A 16,520-nucleotide genomic window follows, 5' to 3' on the forward strand; every position below is an offset into this window, starting at 1 on the left:
AGCCTGCATTTGCAGGCTTTTTTATTGCTCAGAATTAATGTCACACTGTGTAACTAGTTAAAACTAGTGGTCGCGGTCAACCGCAATACGGGCAAGGCTTATAAGTGCTTGCTTATAGTCAGACTCAGCTAAAAAGTCTAAACAGGCAATGGCTTTTTCGGCCTCAAGCTCTGCTTTTTGCATTGTAAACTCAAGCGCATTAGTTTGTTTTAGTGCAGTTAAAATTTCTTCTAAATGCTCCATACCATTACTGTGCTCTATTGCATCACGAATGAGCTGGGTTTGTTGCTCGCTACCATGTTGCATAGCATAAATAAGCGGAAGGGTTGGTTTGCCTTCAGCTAAATCATCGCCAATGTTTTTACCTAGCTGCTCAGCATCTGCATTGTAATCGAGTACGTCATCTACTAGTTGAAACGCAGTACCTAAATGCATACCGTATAGGTTCAGTGCATCAAGTGTCGCTTGGTCTTGCTCTGTGATAATGGCAGCAAGGCCTGTAGCTGCTTCAAATAATTTAGCTGTTTTAGAGTAAATAACCTGCATATAGCTGGCTTCAGTCGTATCTGGGTCATTGCAGTTCATTAGCTGCAATACTTCACCTTCAGCAATAATGTTTGTTGCATCGGCAAGTACTTGCATAATCTGCATTTTCCCAAGGCCAACCATAAGCTGAAATGAGCGAGTGTAAATAAAGTCACCAACCAATACGCTAGCAGCATTACCAAATTCAGCATTTGCTGTAGGCGTGCCACGTCGTAAGTTTGATTCATCTACAACATCATCATGCAATAGCGTTGCTGTATGGATAAACTCAACAATTGTTGCAAGTGTTATGTGATCTTTACCCTGATAACCGAGCGCTTTGGCTGCTAAAATAGCCAGCATTGGACGAACGCGTTTGCCGCCACTGCTAACTATATATAAACCAAGCTGATTAACTAACGCCACATCTGAGCGCATTTGCGCATGTATAAGTTGATTGACGTCATTCATATCGCTTTCGATTAACGCCTGGATAGCTTTTATATCCATTGATCTCCGAGCCAATTTTTATGTGTGAACGGCGCAGATTGTACAACAAAAAATGCACTAGCTCGATATTTTGTGACGATTGATTGAAAAAACACTATTAAAGTACTTAATTTAGACTGAATTAGCCAAGATAACTGATTAATTGATAATCAATATACAGTTTATGGTGTGCTTAGATATTGAGCTGTGAGGGGCATATTTGAGTACATTAATTTATTTCGGCTAAGAGTTAAAAAGCGCTTGGCAAAAGGGCCAATTAATATAAAATGGGGTAAATATTGAATTGCTCTCAAAGCAGCTACTTTTTATTCATTTTAATTACAAAATAGGCTTGCTAGTTATTTCGCGTTAGCGTAAACTTCGCGCCCTATCGAAGAATATTTTAGTTGCGCCGATTTGAGGGTGCACAGACGGAGTTAATTATGTACGCGGTTTTCCAAAGTGGTGGTAAACAGCATCGTGTGACTGAAGGTCAAACGATTCGTCTTGAAAAATTAGACGTTGAAACTGGTGCGGCAGTAGAATTTGATTCAGTACTTTTAGTTGCTGATGGTGAGAAAATCGAGATCGGTGTACCGTTCGTAAACGGTGGCAAGATAACAGCTGAGGTTGTTTCACATGGTCGCGGTGAGAAGATTAAGGTTGTTAAATTTAGACGCCGTAAGCATTCTCGTAAGCAAATGGGCCATCGTCAATGGTTCACTGAAGTTAAAATCACTAGCATTAGCGCTTAATTAGAGGTACTTAGAAATGGCACATAAAAAAGCAGCTGGTAGTACTCGTAACGGTCGCGATTCAGAAAGCAAACGCCTAGGTGTTAAGCGTTTTGGTGGCGAATCAGTTCTAGCGGGTAGCATCATTGTTCGTCAGCGTGGAACTCGTTTCCACCCTGGTACTAACGTAGGTATCGGTAAAGACCACACTATCTTCGCAAAAGCAGATGGTAAAGTTCAGTTTGAACAAAAAGGTCCTTTAAACCGTAAATACGTAACTATCGTAACTGAGTAATCAGTAAGGTAGTTAAAAACCCCGCCTTTGCGGGGTTTTTTGTTTTGTAGTCAGCCAATATATACCCAAGCCTGCATTTGTGCTGGCTTGGGTATATAATAGAGTTATTAAACAAGCCAATCCCTAAAGTGAGTAATCATGAAGTTTGTAGATGAAGTAGAAATTCGCGCAGAAGCTGGAGACGGTGGCAGCGGCATCGTGTCTTTCCGTCGTGAAAAATATGTTCCAGATGGTGGACCAGACGGCGGTGACGGTGGAGACGGTGGTAGTGTTTATCTACAAGCTGATGAAAACTTAAATACCTTAATTGATTATCAGTTTGAGCGCTTCCATAGAGCTGAACGTGGTACTAACGGTCGTAGCCGTAACTGTACAGGCCGAAAAGCTGATGACTTATTTGTTATGGTGCCTGTGGGCACGCGCATCATGGATGTTGATACCCAAGAGGGACTTGGCGATTTAACGCAACATGGTCAACGAATTTTGGTTGCAAAAGGTGGTTTCCACGGCTTGGGGAATGCGCGTTTTAAATCAAGTACTAACCGAGCACCTCGTCAAAAAACATTAGGCACACCAGGTGAAGTCCGTAACTTAAAATTAGAGTTACTATTATTAGCTGATGTTGGCTTACTTGGATTGCCAAATGCCGGTAAATCTACGTTTATCCGCAGTGTATCTGCAGCAAGACCAAAAGTAGCTGATTACCCATTCACGACGCTTATTCCTAATTTAGGTGTGGTACGTCCTGAAGCAAATAAATCATTTGTTATAGCCGATATTCCGGGTCTAATTGAAGGTGCATCTGATGGCGCAGGCCTAGGCATTCGCTTTTTGAAACATTTAGAGCGTTGTCGTGTGTTATTACACATCATTGATGTAATGCCGGTAGATGGTTCAAACCCTGTTGATAATGCGTTTTCGATTATTAACGAGCTGCACCAATACAGCCCTAAATTAGCTGAGAAGCCACGCTGGTTAGTATTTAATAAAATAGATTTATTACCAGAGGATGAAGCAAAAGCGTTATGCGAATCGATTGCAGAAGAGCTGGGCGAAACTGAAAATATCTATCACATTTCAGCAATTAATAAACTTAACACTCAACCATTAATCCACAACATAATGACACTACTTGATAGCATGCCTAAAGAGAAGTTTGTACAAGTGGAAGATGAAGAAGTTGAGTTTAAGTGGGATACCTATCATGAAAAAGCCACTAAAGGTAAGGGCAATGATGATGATTGGGATGACTGGGATGAAGATGATTACGACGTAGAAGTTGTCTACGAGCGTTAATTAAATAGAATTTACTAAAAAGGAGCTTATGCTCCTTTTTCTTTGTTTAAGAATAAAGTACTAGGTGTTTATTATGATAATTTCAATGATTGCAGCAATGGCAAATAACCGTGTAATTGGTCTAGATAATAAAATGCCATGGCATTTACCTGCAGATCTTCAGCATTTTAAAAAGGTCACTACGGGTAAGCCTGTGATCATGGGTCGTAAAACTTTTGAGTCTATAGGCCGTCCATTACCTGGGCGCCGTAATATTATTATTACTCGAAACAGCGAATATACTGCACAGGGTATTGAAGTAGTAACTACGCCAGATGCCGCATTAGAACTCGTTACTACTGCTGAAGAAGTAATGATTATTGGTGGTGGTAATATCTATGAGCAATTTTTACCAAAAGCAGAACGCCTGTATCTAACTTTTATTGATTTAGATGTAAAAGGCGATACACAGTTTCCAGATTACAATAAAGTTGCTAATTGGTACGTGAAAGAAGAGCAAGAAAACCATCCGGATGACAAGAATTTATCTAGTTATAAATTCGTAACTTTATATAAAGAACGTTAACATTATTGCGTAAATTTTGATAGATTGATATAATATTCGATAGTCTATATAAGAACAAAGTATTATAAAGGGTTTGTCATGTTTAAATTACCAAAGCTAGTTGCACTTACTGCCGTTGTAGCTGTTAGTTCGTTTTCGTATACAGCACCTGTAAATGCTGAAGATCAATTAGCAGTATCTATTTGTGAATATATTGCGGCAGACGATAAAAACCGATTACGCAGCAAGCTTAAAAGCTCTCGTGTAAAAATTCGTAATATTTATGATGCAGTACAATGTAATGGTAATAACTTATTACGTCATGCTGTTGCTAGTAATGCAGTAGATACTGGTGAGTATATAGTTAAAAACTTATCAAAAAGTGCGTTAACAGATGGTGCTGATATTGCTTGGGCTGAAGGTAATTTTGCCAGCTCACCGCTTATTGCAGTAATTAAAGATCGTGCAGGTCTTTAATTATAAAAAGGTTTTGTAACGCTACCTTTAGTTAGAAATTTATTGGTCTGGGTTTGTTATTTATAGCAAACCCAGGCTTTTTTCATTTAGCTAATGTAATCTCACCCCACAACAAAATCATTAATAAGTTCACTATTTACCTATCTATTTTATATTCCTAAAGTGTAGAGTCTTCACTTTAAAAGCAGCTTCAAATTTACTTCTTCAAAAGAGGTAACTTTATTCAGCTGGTATCTATTTTGTATCTGCTAGTTTATTTACAAACTTAATCACTAAGGACAGATATGAAAGCTGTAATTCCAGTAGCTGGCTTAGGGACGAGAATGCTCCCTATGACAAAAGCTATCCCAAAAGAAATGCTCCCAATAGTCGATAAGCCTCTAATTCAATATATTGTCAGCGAATGTGTGTCCGCTGGTATTAAAGATATTGTGTTAGTTACGCATAGCTCTAAAAATGCAATCGAAAACCACTTTGATACAAGTTATGAACTAGAAGCGACTCTTGAAAAACGTGTTAAACGAGCTTTATTAGATGAAATTCGCTCTATTTGTCCAAATGATGTAACTATTATGAGTGTACGCCAAGGTGAAGCTAAAGGGCTTGGACATGCTATTTTATGCGCTAAACCAATAGTTGGTGATAACAACTTTGTTGTGCTCCTGCCTGATGTGATACTTGATGCCTATACTGCGGATCAAGAAACTGAAAACTTAGCGGCCATGATTAAACGCTTTAAAGAAACTCAAGCAAGCCAAATAATGCTTGAGCCGGTAGCTAAAGAAGACGTTAGTAAATATGGTATTGCTGATATAAACGGTGTTGAGTTAATGCCAGGTAAAAGTGCTGCAATTAAAGCAATGGTTGAAAAACCTGATGCAGATTTAGCGCCTTCTAATCTAGCTGTTGTAGGGCGATATGTACTGAGTAAGAATATTTGGCCTCTACTTGCAAAAACGTCTGTAGGTGCTGGCGGTGAAATACAACTTACAGATTCTATTGACGCATTAATGGCACAAGAAACCGTTGAAGCATTTCATATGAGTGGTCGCTCTCACGATTGTGGAGATAAGTTAGGCTACTTAAAAGCAATTGTTGAGTACAGTCTGCGAGATGAAAAGCTAGGTAATGATTTTTCAAGTTTTATAAATGATTTGAATTTACCTTAATACAGCGCGTATTCTTCGTTCTATGGTAGGCTGTTTTGAGCTACTAAGTTAGCCGTACTTTTTATACATAGTAGTAGGCTACGTAGTACGATTGTTACTTATTCTGTATTAATCTTTTCAAGGAATTACCATGATTGAGCAAGGCCAAGAATTACCAGCAGTGACGTTAACGCAATTAACTGACGACGGTATGCAATCTCTTACAAATAAAGAATTGTTTGAAGGTAAAAAAGTCGTGTTATTTGCAGTACCTGGTGCGTTTACTCCAACGTGTTCAAATGCCCATTTACCTGAGTTTATTACCCTTGCTGATAAAATTAAAGCAAAAGGTGTTGATGCTATTTACTGTGTATCTGTTAATGATGCATTTGTTATGAAAGCATGGGGTGACTCACAAAACGCGCAAGAAATTACAATGCTTGGGGATGGCGATGGAAGTTTCACTAAATCGTTAGGGCTTGATAAAGATACTGCTAGTTTTGGTGGTATACGTTCAACGCGTTACGCTATGATTATTGAAAATGCGCTAGTAACAGGTTTATTTGTAGAACAAGACAAAGAGTTTGTTGTAAGCCGCGCAGAATCAGTACTAGAGAAGCTGTAACAGTAATAAAGTGTAGATTTTAGCTTTAACTAATCTGCTAGTTATTATTGAAAAACCGATGTCGGCAACAACATCGGTTTTTTATTTAAGGCTCAAACTTTAAATTACGGTTGGTATTGCCCGCTAAGCGTTAAACCAGAGAAAGTGCTATAAGCGTTAACGCTTAAGTGCCAAGTACCTGCTTGTGGATTAGTAAATGTACATGTTTCTGCATTGCCATTTTTATAAGGGCGGCAATCGTATGAGCTTGCTGTTGGTTGGCTACCGTATTTGACAAATAAATCAGCATCGCCACTGCCACCCGATGTTGTTACTGTAAACGTACTCATTCCAGCTGGTACATCTAACGTATAATGTTTCCACTGCCCAGTATTGGCTGACACATCGCTTATAGTGCCGCCGCCTGCTTGTGGAGTACCTGAACCGCCACCCGATGATGAACCACCAGTAATATTACCTACCAAGCTAACAGCTGAATACGCAGAGTAGCCGTTAAGCATTACGTGGTAAGTTCCCGCAGTAGGGTTATCAATAGAACACTCTTCGCTATTGCCGCCTTTATATGGACGACAATCATAGGTAGTAGTTGTAGGTTTACTGCCTGCACGTACGTATAAATCAGCATCGCCAGTACCACCACTCATAGTGAATGTTACGTTAGTTGCACCGCTTGGTACTGTCATCGTGTAAAATGCTTGTGCATTTGCAGCGCCACTTAAACCTGTTTTAGCTTCACCATTAATAAGCTCGCTATCGCCACCTGTAGGTGGAGTAGTGCCGCCACTTGCTGCTGCAACAGCTGCGGCTGCATCAACAATACCCGTACCACAGCTAGTACATGTTGCAGGGAACGAACGGGTAGTTGATTTTAAAATACTTTCTATTTCGTCAGGCGTTGCATCTGGCTTTGCTTGCTTAATAAGTGCCGCAACACCTGCTACGTGGGGCGCAGCCATTGATGTACCTTGTGAAAAGCCATAGCTGTCGCTTGAAGGTGTAGACGAACCTGAATTGTATGTTGATAGAACGCCTTCAGAGTCGTTTGCAAAGCTTTGTGCGCCGCCTGGTGCTGCAACATCAATATTGCTACCGTAGTTTGAGTAATAAGCTCTGCCGCCATTACGGCCCACTGAGGCTACATTTACTACACCGTTACAGTTACCTGGGTTGTAGTTTGCTGAGTTATCGTTATCGTTACCTGCAGCAATAACTACCACAGTGCCGTTACTACGTGCTGTGTTAATTGCATTTTGAGTTGTAGAGCTACATGAACCGCTGCCACCTAAACTCATATTAATTACATCAGCAGGGTTTGAGTTAGCAGGAATACCTGAAACACTTCCACCAGATGCCCAAATAATACCATCTGCAATATCTGAGGTTAAACCACCACACTTACCGAGTACACGAACAGGCACTACTTTTGCGTTATAAGCTACGCCTGCAACACCTTCACCGTTATTGGTTACCGCAGCAACTGTGCCGGCTACGTGCGTGCCATGCCAGCTAGAGTTTTGTGCACCGTTAGTGCCACATTCATTCGCAGCAACTGCATCACCAGGATCGCGTGCATCGCTATCGCGACCACCACCGTCATTAGCTACCGAAAGGTTAGAGATCATATCGTAACCCGGTAAAATATTAGCGTTTAAATCAGCATGAGGGCGGTAGCCCGTATCTAGTACAGCTACAACTACACCGCTACCCGTTGCGGTATCCCATGCGGTCGGCAAGTTTAAACCACCGGCTTGCTCGTAGTAGTGCCATTGGTCATCAAACCGTGGATCGTTAGGAGTTGAAAACGGCTTTAACATTTGATCCACTTCAATGTATTCCACATTGCCAGAATCAACCATTTCTTGCATAAACTCTTGGGCCTCAGCCGCACTTAATTTTTTATCAGCACGCATTACGTGATGATTATTAAGTGCCATTGCACGAACGTATTTTGCTTTTACTTTGCCTTTTTTAGAAGCGAAGTTTTTAACAAAGCTTTGTGCGCGCTTTTTCATGCTAGCTGGGCTTGCGTCTGCAGTTGAGAGGCTCGCCATTTCGTTATTATTTTTATATTTAATAATGAACTGAGTTTCGAAACCGCCTTGGCTTTGTAGTTTAGCCGATGTTTCAGCCATTGAACTTGAAACTGATTGAGCCATGCCAGATGTTGCAGCAAAAAGCGTACTAACTGTAATTGCAATTGCGCATCTTTTAAAAGTTTTACTTGTTGTCATAATTATCCCTAGATTTTTATTTATTATTTCGTGATGTAAGATCACGATGCGGGAACAAAAGTAAACGATCTGTTAACTAGGTTAAAATATCAATTTATTATGTACCTCTTTCATTTAGTTATAACTCAGGTTTTTAGCGGTTTACTCGTTGTTTAGTATTTGTCATATAAATTAAAAATAAGTATAAAGGGTTGGTTTGTTGTGCGGGTAATTATTTCCGACTTATTACTGATGCGTTTTTGTTGTGTTATTGCTAATAATTTAAATGCTACGTTGTTAGCTATCAAACTTTGCTATAATCGAAAAAATTTTTTAGTAGGGTAAAATAATGAGTCAAGTAGATGTAATTGTAATAGGTGCGGGAGCAGCAGGATTAATGTGTGCAGCGCAAGCTGGATACCGTGGCCGAAGCGTTACAGTACTTGATATGGGCAAAAAACCAGGTCGTAAAATTTTAATAAGTGGTGGTGGGCGTTGTAATTTTACAAATGAAAACGCAACCCCTGATAACTACTTATGCGCAAATGCTCATTTTGTTAAATCATGTTTAAGTCGCTATACACAGCATGACTTTATTGAGCTGGTAGACAGACATGGCTTGGCGTATCACCATAAAACACTAGGTCAGCTTTTTTGCGATAACAATGCACAAGACATTGTTGATATTTTACTGACCGAATGTGAGTGGGCCGGGGTAAATATAAAACTACGCAGTGAAGTGATCAGCGTATCAAAAACCGAAACCGGCTATAGCGTTACCACAGAGCAAGAAACCTTAAGCTGTGAGTCGTTAGTTATAGCATCAGGTGGCTTAACTATGCCAAAACTAGGGGCTACACCAATAGGTTATAAAATTGCAGAGCAGTTTGGCTTAAGCGTGTTACCAACTATGGCTGCACTTGTGCCGTTTACTTTGCATCAACATGATAAAGAGCGTTTTGAAGGGCTCTCGGGAATTAGCATCCCTTGTGAAGTTTCAAGCGAAGACGGCACCGTATTTAAAGAAAACATCCTCTTTACTCACCGAGGGTTATCGGGCCCTGCAATATTGCAAATAAGCTCATTTTGGCGAGCAGGGCAGGCTGTAACTATAAACCTATTACCTGAAATTGATTTAAGGCAGCAACTTGCTGATTGGCGAGAAACGCAAGCCCAAAAGTCCTTAAAAAACAGCCTTTCGACTATTTTACCTAAACGCTTTATAGAAATACTGCATGAAAGCAAAGCGATACCAGATTGTAATATTAATCAGCTTACCCATGCTCAAATAGATGAGTTAGTAAATTACATTCATGCGTGGCAAATTAAACCCAATGGCACAGAAGGTTATAGAACAGCAGAAGTAACATTGGGCGGTGTAGATACCGACGAGTTGAGCTCAAAAACCTTTGAAGCTAAAAAAGCTAAAGGCTTATATTTTATAGGTGAAGTAACCGATGTAACGGGCTGGCTTGGGGGCTACAACTTCCAATATGCGTGGAGCTGTGGATTTGCTTGTGGGCAGTACGCTTAAGTTTAGGCTATAAACTCATTTAAGTAAGTTGATTGAGTGATAACGGTTGAATCGTTATCGCTAACACATACTTTATTGCGTCCATTATTTTTAGCCTTATATAGCGCTGTATCAGCCCGCTCCAGTAGTTTTAGCACTGTATCGTCTTTTTGTATCGTTGCTAATCCAATACTTATAGTAAATGCTACATTTGTAACTGTGTTTTCGGCAATATACTTTCTCAGGTCATCGGCTTTTTTAGCGCTATCATTTAAAGAGGTGTTGGATAAAATAATAGTGAATTCTTCTCCGCCCCATCGCGCAATAAGTGCGTCATTTCCCATACGGCTTTTTAATATTTTTGCAAATTCAGTTAGCACGTTATCACCAACCAAATGCCCGTAGGTATCGTTTATATTTTTGAAGTGGTCTATATCGCAAATAAGTAAGCAATGTGGGGTTTTAAAAACGTCATTTTTAGCAATTAACTGTGATAATTCAAAATCAAATTTTTGCCTGTTATAAAGCCCCGTTAACTTATCGGTTTCTGCTAAGTGTTGAATTTCTAAGTTACGGATAGATAATCTAGTGTATGCCGAAAACCGTGTTTTTTCGTAAAATCTAAAAATTAAAATATGAGCAAGGCTTACTTCTATAAAATTAAATAAAGAGCCTAAGCCAATTGTTACAGTTTGCTGTTGTTGTAAATACACAAGATACGCACAAATAGCAAAAGCGACTGTACTAAATAGGCTTCCCCAGTTTCTTCCAACTAAAAAAAAGCTAAAAGGCGGGATCAACGTTGCCCAAAATAAAGAATGCGCATGTCCGCCTACAGAAATCACAAACATCATTATTAAGCTAACAACCATAAGGGCAACGGCCCATGCTGCTGCATTTACGTTGGCTGTTTTATTAAACCAAGTATAGATACCTAGTGATATAGTCAACCCTAAGGCATCAATTAAAGCAATGTCATAGCTTTCAAAGTAGAAAAGGTTGAGGAGTGTTAAAACTAAAAAATAACTCGTAGTTATTAGTAAAGAGTGGGCTATTAAACGAGTACGCCAAAAGTCTTTATGATCTTTAGGGTATTGCGGAAACTCCTTATACCAAAAACCTAGCATACCAAATAATCCTTGAGTCCATTAATTTAAAGATTATTACCTATATAAGATTTTTATTATAGCTTTTTAACTTTGATTAAAAGAGTATTGCAGGTTGGAAGTGAGTTATTTATATAAAAGCTTAACGGGTTAAACGCTAACCACGCTAAGCTTTATAATAATTCAGGTTAGAGCTGAATAGTTAACTATTTATAGCAGGGCGATAATCACTCTTAACACCTGCGTAATTAGGGCCAAATATAGAAAGTCCTTTTGGTGTTGTAAACTCAACAGGTGCTGGCAAAATAATAACGGATACAGGCATACCTATTTCATAATTTGGGTTGGTGATTGGCGTACCCGCTTGTGTGTTTAGGCAACAAATTAAATCAGGGATGGTAACGTGTACTTCTTTATTTAAAAACGCAGCCATATTTTCGTTTTTAACCGTAATTTTATAACTGTTACCAGAAAACTCGCCAGTACCAGCAAGCATAACTTCACCTATGGTAAAGCCTTCAAGTGTTTTAAATTCAAACTCACTAACAATTCCTTCAAACGCGACAAATCCATTACCTTGCTCGGCAATTACATTAATAGTGTTTTCATTTGAGTTGTTGGCTTCACGCATGGCTCTTCCAAGCTTTAATGCTTTACTTATCGTGCCGTGAATAACCGCATCTTTCATCTGTTCAATAGGAAGAATATGATCAATGGCCGCGATGTCGTTACGGCTTATTTTGGCAAGGGCACGCACTACGGTTTCAGCGCGTAAGTCATCCATAACGTTTTCACAAATAAAGCATTCGCCAAATTCGTTTGCGGTAATAATTGGTGCTGCGGGTAAATTATTTAAATAATAGGTTGAGTGGGTAATTTCAGGAACAGCTCGTCCAGCAGGGTCGGCATCAATAATATAGCCGTCAAACATAGCCGCTAAATAAAACGATACCGCAGTGTTAGCGCCACCTAGTTCGCAACAAATCGTTCCGTAAATAGATTCTTTACCCATGTACTCAAGGGCGCGATCGTAGGCCGCTAAAATAGAATGCTTACCTGTACGTGGGAGATTAGCGTAAGCGCGCTCTTCCGTATCTGTTAGTGGCGAGATTGCCCCTAAAATATAAGGTGTGCATACAAGTTCGCCTGCGGGTACTTCATCTGCGCTAATAAGTTTAAACGTTTTACCTAGTGCAAGGGCTTCGTCAATGTAATTTATGCCTTCACTTAGCTCACCGCCACCACCGGTACCTAAAATGGCGCAGCCGTATAAAATATCAATTAGTTGTTCACGATTAAGAATTTGCATGTGTGTATCGCTATTGGTTATCTAAAAAAAGAAGCTGCCTTAAGATTGTTTAAAGCAGCTATTTGAGAGTTGAAATTAAAAGTCGTAGCTTAGCTCTACGCCGTAACTACGTGGTTTATTAGGTTGGCGCGCAAGTTCAGTAATCCCATCGCCATATAAAAATATATCTTCAATGGCACGCTCATCAGTAAGGTTGTCTACGTAAACTTGCACTGTCCATTGCTCAGATTTAATGCCAACCCCGGCATTGAGGTAGGTGTAGCGTGATGACTCTACATCTGGAATATCAATGCTGAAGGTTTTAGGCCCTTCTATTAATACCTCCGCGCGGGAAAACAGTGACCACTGGCCGTTTAATTGCGTATTATGATTGGCCGATATGCTGTAGTTGTATTCAGGGACCCAAAACTGTGGTCTGCCAGTAAGCTCAGGGCGCAGTGCAAAGCTTTTTATTTCTGAATCAATAATACCGGCGCTTAGGTTTATGCTTAAATTGCTGGTGGCTGCATAGGCCGCTTCTAGCTCTAAGCCTTTGGTTTGCACTTCATCAATTGATAGATTTTCGAGGGTGTATGTATCTACATTAAATTGCGTAAATTGAGCATCGTCTTGGTCAATAATAAACGCAGCTCCATTAAGGGTTAATTTGCTATCAAACAAAGACGTTTTAAAACCCATTTCGTAGCTATCAGACACTTCTTGGTTAAAGGTACGGCTAATTCCTTCTGCAGGCTCATTAAAGCCGCCACTTCTAAATCCGTGCGAATAACCTGTATAAAGTAAAAAGTCATCCGTAACTTGGTATCCTAAAGTTACTTTTGGCTGTAGTTGGCTAAACGACTTTTTAGCGTAAGTATCTGTTTTATTAGTTGGGTCAAACGACTCGCGAGTATCGTGATCGTAACGTAGTGCGCCGGTTAGCTCTAACTGCGAGGTAATATCGTAGTTAAATTGCCCCGCAAAAGCCCACGCATCACTGCTGTTATTATCGATAATAGATAAGTAAGGTTCATCGTTTGCAAAGTCTTTACGGGTGAGTATTTGTGCATCCGTAAAGTCATCATAAAAAAGTACCGCAGTGTCTCGGTCGCGCTGTTGATAAAATGCCGACACAGACCATCTAAACTCCTGATCTGACTGAGATATAAAGCGAGACTCAACAGTTAACGATTCAATGTCGTATAATCCCTCAGTACCAAACGGTGCTCTAAAAAAACCGTCTTCGTCAATAAAGGTTGCATCAGCTGAGTAGTCGCCATCGTAAAAATGTTCATTTTCAGAATTGCTGTAAGCGGTAACAAATTCAAATTTACCTAAATCGTAATGTTGCGTCAGCTTAGCGCTTAGCTCATATACATCACGCTCATCTTCGTTAATAATATTTTGTGAGGTATTAATAGAGAAGTCTTCAATGGTGTCATCGTTTACGCTTTGATAGTAAGCAAAACCTGCTTCGCTTGACGTGTATTTACCTTTAAGGTTTATTGATGTGTCTTCAGTCAATTCAAATTCTAATTGCGAAAATACAGATTGTTCTTTTAATGGATCGGCTTTATCACCCGTGTAAGTATTTTTAATAAGGCCATCGGTATCTTTTATATAACCACCGGCTCTAAAATAAGCCGTGTTTTCATCATTTAACGACCCTGATACAACCGCATTTAGGTTATAGGTATTGCCGTTACCAATTGATCCTTTAACTCTACCTTCAAAGTCTTCAATAGGTTTTTTTGTCGTAACAATAACCGCGCCACCAATAGCGCCTCTACCGTACAGTGCGCCTTGCGCGCCACGCATAACTTCAATGCGCTCAATATCTACTAAGTCTTGGTTAATAAACTCTAAATCGGGGGCGGTTACACCATCAACAACAAACGCCAGTGGCGGATCGCCTACTTGCGGTGTAATTAACCCTCGAATAGTTATGCGCGCAAGGCCGGGTCTAAAGTTATCAAGTTGCGATAGATTAGGCGTTAAATTAGCAACATCACGAAAGCTGGTAATACGAGATTTTTCAATCGTATCGGCGCTAAAGGCGGTAACAGAGTCAGGCACGTTTTGAATTGACTCAACACGTCCTCGAGAGATAACAGAAATTTTTTCGATAGTGTTGGCTGTATTATTTTGTTCTTGTGCATTAACGTGTGACAAGCACGATAAACTCACCGCCGATGCTAAAAGCGTTTTATGGAATTTTGTTCTATTGTATCTGCTCATGTTATATGTCCTAATGTCACGACTAAGGTAATGTTTTTAACGTACAAACATTGTCGCTTTTTCAGACAAAATAATATTTTGTAAAACCTCAAATGAGCACAAACATATTGTGAAAATACCTAACAGGCGCTAAGTTTTATGTACATTTTGACAATAGGTTTACAAAATTAATTATTTTTCAATGTGAAACCAGTTATGAAAAAAACGATAAAAATAGACAGATATAACCAAAAAATATTAGCAATAGTGCATCTTACTGCCGATCTCACTAATGTAGAGTTAGCAGAGCGAGTAAACCTTTCTCCCAGCGCTTGTTTTCAACGCGTTAAAGCATTAAAAGAAGCTGGGTATTTTCGTACATTTCATGCCGATATTAATCTTGAACAAATATGTGAGCATGTGTTTGCTTATATGGAATTTACTCTTGAGGACAATAATTTAGCTGCTAGGCGTAAATTTTTAGCTGAAATACACGATATCCCTGAAATAATGGATTGCATGCAGTTAAGTGGTGATATTGATTACATTTCGTTTTGTTGTTTTGCAGATATTCAGGCGCTTAACGCAATGTGCGATAAGTTAACGGGCAGTAGTAATTATACGATTAAAAAATTAACCACACGTATCGTGCTTGAGCGAGCCAAGTTCTTTTTAGGCTACCCGCTTGAAAAGCTAAGATGGCGAGACGAAATGAAAATAGAAGAAGACGAACAAGGCGCTGATTAGCGCCTTGATTAGCGCCTTGATTAGTTATAAGTGCTTATTAACTGGTTTTGGTTTAATTACCTTTACAAAAAAAGTATAAATAATTGCGGTTAAAATAATAGCATCAATAACGGTAATGCCACTCAATGACACGTTAAATATTGCCCCATTACACACAGCAAATGCCGCACCTACAAACCAAGCTGTAAATGCAGGTATAGAAAAGCGCGCGTTATTGGTAAGCGTACTGGCGTTGTACGCATCAGGCTTTATAAATAATGCATCAACAATAATAACGCCTGCAACGGGCACAAAAATATCTGACAAAAATGCTAAAAAGCTAATAAACATATCTAAAATATTTATAAATGCGGCGCCAATTCCTACTAGCCCTAATAAAACAATAACCCACTTTTTATGCCAATGCGGAAAAGTTGCTTCTACACTGAGTGCGGTACTGTATAAGTTTAGTGAATTTAAAATCCAACTTCCTGCAATCACAATAAAAAAAGCCGAAAATCCTAGGTTGAGCGCAAGCATTAAACTGAGTATTTCGGTTTCTTGCATGGCGGCTGCTGCAAATACAGCTACAAAAATAACGAGCAGTTCAATAATCATATAAGCAATAAAAGAGGTGTATATGCCGCCACGTTTTTGTTTAGAAAAACGGGTTATATCGGGCAAGATAATTGCGCCAATAATAACGCCACCAACAATAGCGGCTACACCATCTTCAAGTGATAAGTCTGCCGACTTTTCTAAATTAATAAAATCAATAAATGGCATGTTATCTAATGCGCCAAATAGCATCATTGCGGTCACAACAGCTAAAATGGGGATCATAATAGAGGCCAGTACATTAATAGCTTTAAATCCGTATAATGTGGTTATGAGCATGGCGCAGCCAGCAGCTATATCAATTGGCCACTCAGGCATAATAATATTAAATTCAGCGCTCAGTAGACGTACTACTGCATTCGAAAACAAGTCAATATTTACTCCAAACCAGCCAATTAATGACAAAGCAAAAGCTATATTTACAATGCCAGCACCTGCATTACCAAAGGCTATTTTCACTAACAGATAAGAGCTTAAGCGGCTTTTTACACCTATTGTGCCCATGGCACCGCCAATTACGGTTAAAATGATAGATCCAATGACTAACGCCCAAAGTGTATTACTCACACTTGAACTTTGATGAATTTCTAAGCCGGTTATAAATGTGGGTAATGAAAAGCTTAGCATTGCAGCAATTGCGGCAATACGTGGCCAAGCAACTTGTTCGCTTGTACATATGGCGTGGGGATCTTTCTCGTTGGGCATTACC

Annotated in this window: 15 protein-coding genes; 9 read left to right on the top strand and 6 right to left on the bottom strand. The window is 39.5% G+C overall.

What is annotated here, in order from left to right:
• Nucleotides 1-63: 63 nt before the first annotated feature.
• A complete protein-coding gene (ispB, locus tag QT16_RS09875; protein ID WP_024596483.1) occupies nt 64-1,035 on the bottom strand; it encodes an octaprenyl diphosphate synthase in 972 nt (323 codons plus the stop codon).
• A gap of 422 nt (nt 1,036-1,457) precedes the next feature.
• Between ispB and rplU the strand changes: the two genes are divergently transcribed.
• The 7 genes from rplU to QT16_RS09910 all read left to right on the top strand — a co-directional run bounded on the left by rplU (nt 1,458) and on the right by QT16_RS09910 (nt 6,133).
• Nucleotides 1,458-1,769, top strand: a complete 312-nt coding sequence (gene rplU, locus QT16_RS09880; RefSeq protein WP_002957748.1) for a 50S ribosomal protein L21 — start codon at nt 1,458-1,460, stop codon at nt 1,767-1,769.
• 16 nt (nt 1,770-1,785) lie between these two features.
• Entirely contained in the window at nt 1,786-2,043 is a 258-nt protein-coding gene (gene rpmA / locus QT16_RS09885) for a 50S ribosomal protein L27 (protein ID WP_002957747.1), read from the top strand.
• Between the two features lie 138 nt (nt 2,044-2,181).
• Entirely contained in the window at nt 2,182-3,339 is a 1,158-nt protein-coding gene (cgtA, locus tag QT16_RS09890; protein ID WP_002957746.1) for an Obg family GTPase CgtA, read from the top strand.
• A 73-nt stretch (nt 3,340-3,412) separates the two neighbouring features.
• Nucleotides 3,413-3,904: a type 3 dihydrofolate reductase gene (gene folA / locus QT16_RS09895; RefSeq protein WP_002957745.1), complete on the top strand. Its 492-nt coding sequence runs from the start codon at nt 3,413-3,415 to the stop codon at nt 3,902-3,904.
• Between the two features lie 78 nt (nt 3,905-3,982).
• On the top strand, nt 3,983-4,360 hold the full coding sequence (locus QT16_RS09900; RefSeq protein ID WP_002957744.1) for a DUF3718 domain-containing protein: 378 nt from the start codon (nt 3,983-3,985) through the stop codon (nt 4,358-4,360).
• A 284-nt stretch (nt 4,361-4,644) separates the two neighbouring features.
• Nucleotides 4,645-5,529: a UTP--glucose-1-phosphate uridylyltransferase GalU gene (gene galU / locus QT16_RS09905; RefSeq protein WP_024594811.1), complete on the top strand. Its 885-nt coding sequence runs from the start codon at nt 4,645-4,647 to the stop codon at nt 5,527-5,529.
• 130 nt (nt 5,530-5,659) lie between these two features.
• On the top strand, nt 5,660-6,133 hold the full coding sequence (locus QT16_RS09910; protein ID WP_024594812.1) for a peroxiredoxin: 474 nt from the start codon (nt 5,660-5,662) through the stop codon (nt 6,131-6,133).
• Nucleotides 6,134-6,237: 104 nt separating this feature from the next.
• On the opposite strand, the gene QT16_RS09915 is transcribed toward QT16_RS09910, so the two are convergent.
• Nucleotides 6,238-8,364 (bottom strand): S8 family peptidase, encoded by a 2,127-nt coding sequence (locus QT16_RS09915; protein WP_002957741.1) that lies wholly within the window; start codon nt 8,362-8,364, stop codon nt 6,238-6,240.
• 328 nt (nt 8,365-8,692) lie between these two features.
• Here QT16_RS09915 and QT16_RS09920 point away from each other — a divergent pair, with 328 nt between their 5' ends.
• Nucleotides 8,693-9,877 (top strand): BaiN/RdsA family NAD(P)/FAD-dependent oxidoreductase, encoded by a 1,185-nt coding sequence (locus tag QT16_RS09920; RefSeq protein ID WP_039488280.1) that lies wholly within the window; start codon nt 8,693-8,695, stop codon nt 9,875-9,877.
• 2 nt (nt 9,878-9,879) lie between these two features.
• On the opposite strand, the gene QT16_RS09925 is transcribed toward QT16_RS09920, so the two are convergent.
• The 3 genes from QT16_RS09925 to QT16_RS09935 form a co-directional block, all read right to left on the bottom strand.
• Nucleotides 9,880-10,983 carry a GGDEF domain-containing protein gene (locus tag QT16_RS09925; protein WP_039488281.1) on the bottom strand — a complete coding sequence of 368 codons (1,104 nt, stop codon included), beginning with the start codon at nt 10,981-10,983 and terminating at the stop codon, nt 9,880-9,882.
• 181 nt (nt 10,984-11,164) lie between these two features.
• Nucleotides 11,165-12,271: an S-methyl thiohydantoin desulfurase family protein gene (locus QT16_RS09930; RefSeq protein WP_039488282.1), complete on the bottom strand. Its 1,107-nt coding sequence runs from the start codon at nt 12,269-12,271 to the stop codon at nt 11,165-11,167.
• A gap of 75 nt (nt 12,272-12,346) precedes the next feature.
• The gene (locus QT16_RS09935; protein WP_039488283.1) at nt 12,347-14,488 is read right to left on the bottom strand and encodes a TonB-dependent receptor; all 2,142 of its coding nucleotides are present in this window, start codon (nt 14,486-14,488) and stop codon (nt 12,347-12,349) included.
• Nucleotides 14,489-14,683: 195 nt separating this feature from the next.
• Here QT16_RS09935 and QT16_RS09940 point away from each other — a divergent pair, with 195 nt between their 5' ends.
• The gene (locus tag QT16_RS09940; protein WP_002957736.1) at nt 14,684-15,214 is read left to right on the top strand and encodes an Lrp/AsnC family transcriptional regulator; all 531 of its coding nucleotides are present in this window, start codon (nt 14,684-14,686) and stop codon (nt 15,212-15,214) included.
• 24 nt (nt 15,215-15,238) lie between these two features.
• On the opposite strand, the gene QT16_RS09945 is transcribed toward QT16_RS09940, so the two are convergent.
• On the bottom strand, nt 15,239-16,516 hold the full coding sequence (locus QT16_RS09945) for a purine-cytosine permease family protein (RefSeq protein WP_082007359.1): 1,278 nt from the start codon (nt 16,514-16,516) through the stop codon (nt 15,239-15,241).
• Between the last annotated feature and the right edge of the window lie 4 nt (nt 16,517-16,520).

Origin of the sequence: Pseudoalteromonas distincta (genome assembly GCF_000814675.1) — a bacterium.
GTDB classification, from domain to species: Bacteria; Pseudomonadota; Gammaproteobacteria; order Enterobacterales; family Alteromonadaceae; genus Pseudoalteromonas; species Pseudoalteromonas distincta.

Coding starts and splice junctions, on each gene's coding strand:
- ispB (WP_024596483.1), bottom strand. CDS start 1,035: ATGGATATAAAAGCTATCCAGGCGTTAATCGAAAGCGATATGAATGAC.
- rplU (WP_002957748.1), top strand. CDS start 1,458: ATGTACGCGGTTTTCCAAAGTGGTGGTAAACAGCATCGTGTGACTGAA.
- rpmA (WP_002957747.1), top strand. CDS start 1,786: ATGGCACATAAAAAAGCAGCTGGTAGTACTCGTAACGGTCGCGATTCA.
- cgtA (WP_002957746.1), top strand. CDS start 2,182: ATGAAGTTTGTAGATGAAGTAGAAATTCGCGCAGAAGCTGGAGACGGT.
- folA (WP_002957745.1), top strand. CDS start 3,413: ATGATAATTTCAATGATTGCAGCAATGGCAAATAACCGTGTAATTGGT.
- QT16_RS09900 (WP_002957744.1), top strand. CDS start 3,983: ATGTTTAAATTACCAAAGCTAGTTGCACTTACTGCCGTTGTAGCTGTT.
- galU (WP_024594811.1), top strand. CDS start 4,645: ATGAAAGCTGTAATTCCAGTAGCTGGCTTAGGGACGAGAATGCTCCCT.
- QT16_RS09910 (WP_024594812.1), top strand. CDS start 5,660: ATGATTGAGCAAGGCCAAGAATTACCAGCAGTGACGTTAACGCAATTA.
- QT16_RS09915 (WP_002957741.1), bottom strand. CDS start 8,364: ATGACAACAAGTAAAACTTTTAAAAGATGCGCAATTGCAATTACAGTT.
- QT16_RS09920 (WP_039488280.1), top strand. CDS start 8,693: ATGAGTCAAGTAGATGTAATTGTAATAGGTGCGGGAGCAGCAGGATTA.
- QT16_RS09925 (WP_039488281.1), bottom strand. CDS start 10,983: ATGCTAGGTTTTTGGTATAAGGAGTTTCCGCAATACCCTAAAGATCAT.
- QT16_RS09930 (WP_039488282.1), bottom strand. CDS start 12,271: ATGCAAATTCTTAATCGTGAACAACTAATTGATATTTTATACGGCTGC.
- QT16_RS09935 (WP_039488283.1), bottom strand. CDS start 14,488: ATGAGCAGATACAATAGAACAAAATTCCATAAAACGCTTTTAGCATCG.
- QT16_RS09940 (WP_002957736.1), top strand. CDS start 14,684: ATGAAAAAAACGATAAAAATAGACAGATATAACCAAAAAATATTAGCA.
- QT16_RS09945 (WP_082007359.1), bottom strand. CDS start 16,516: ATGCCCAACGAGAAAGATCCCCACGCCATATGTACAAGCGAACAAGTT.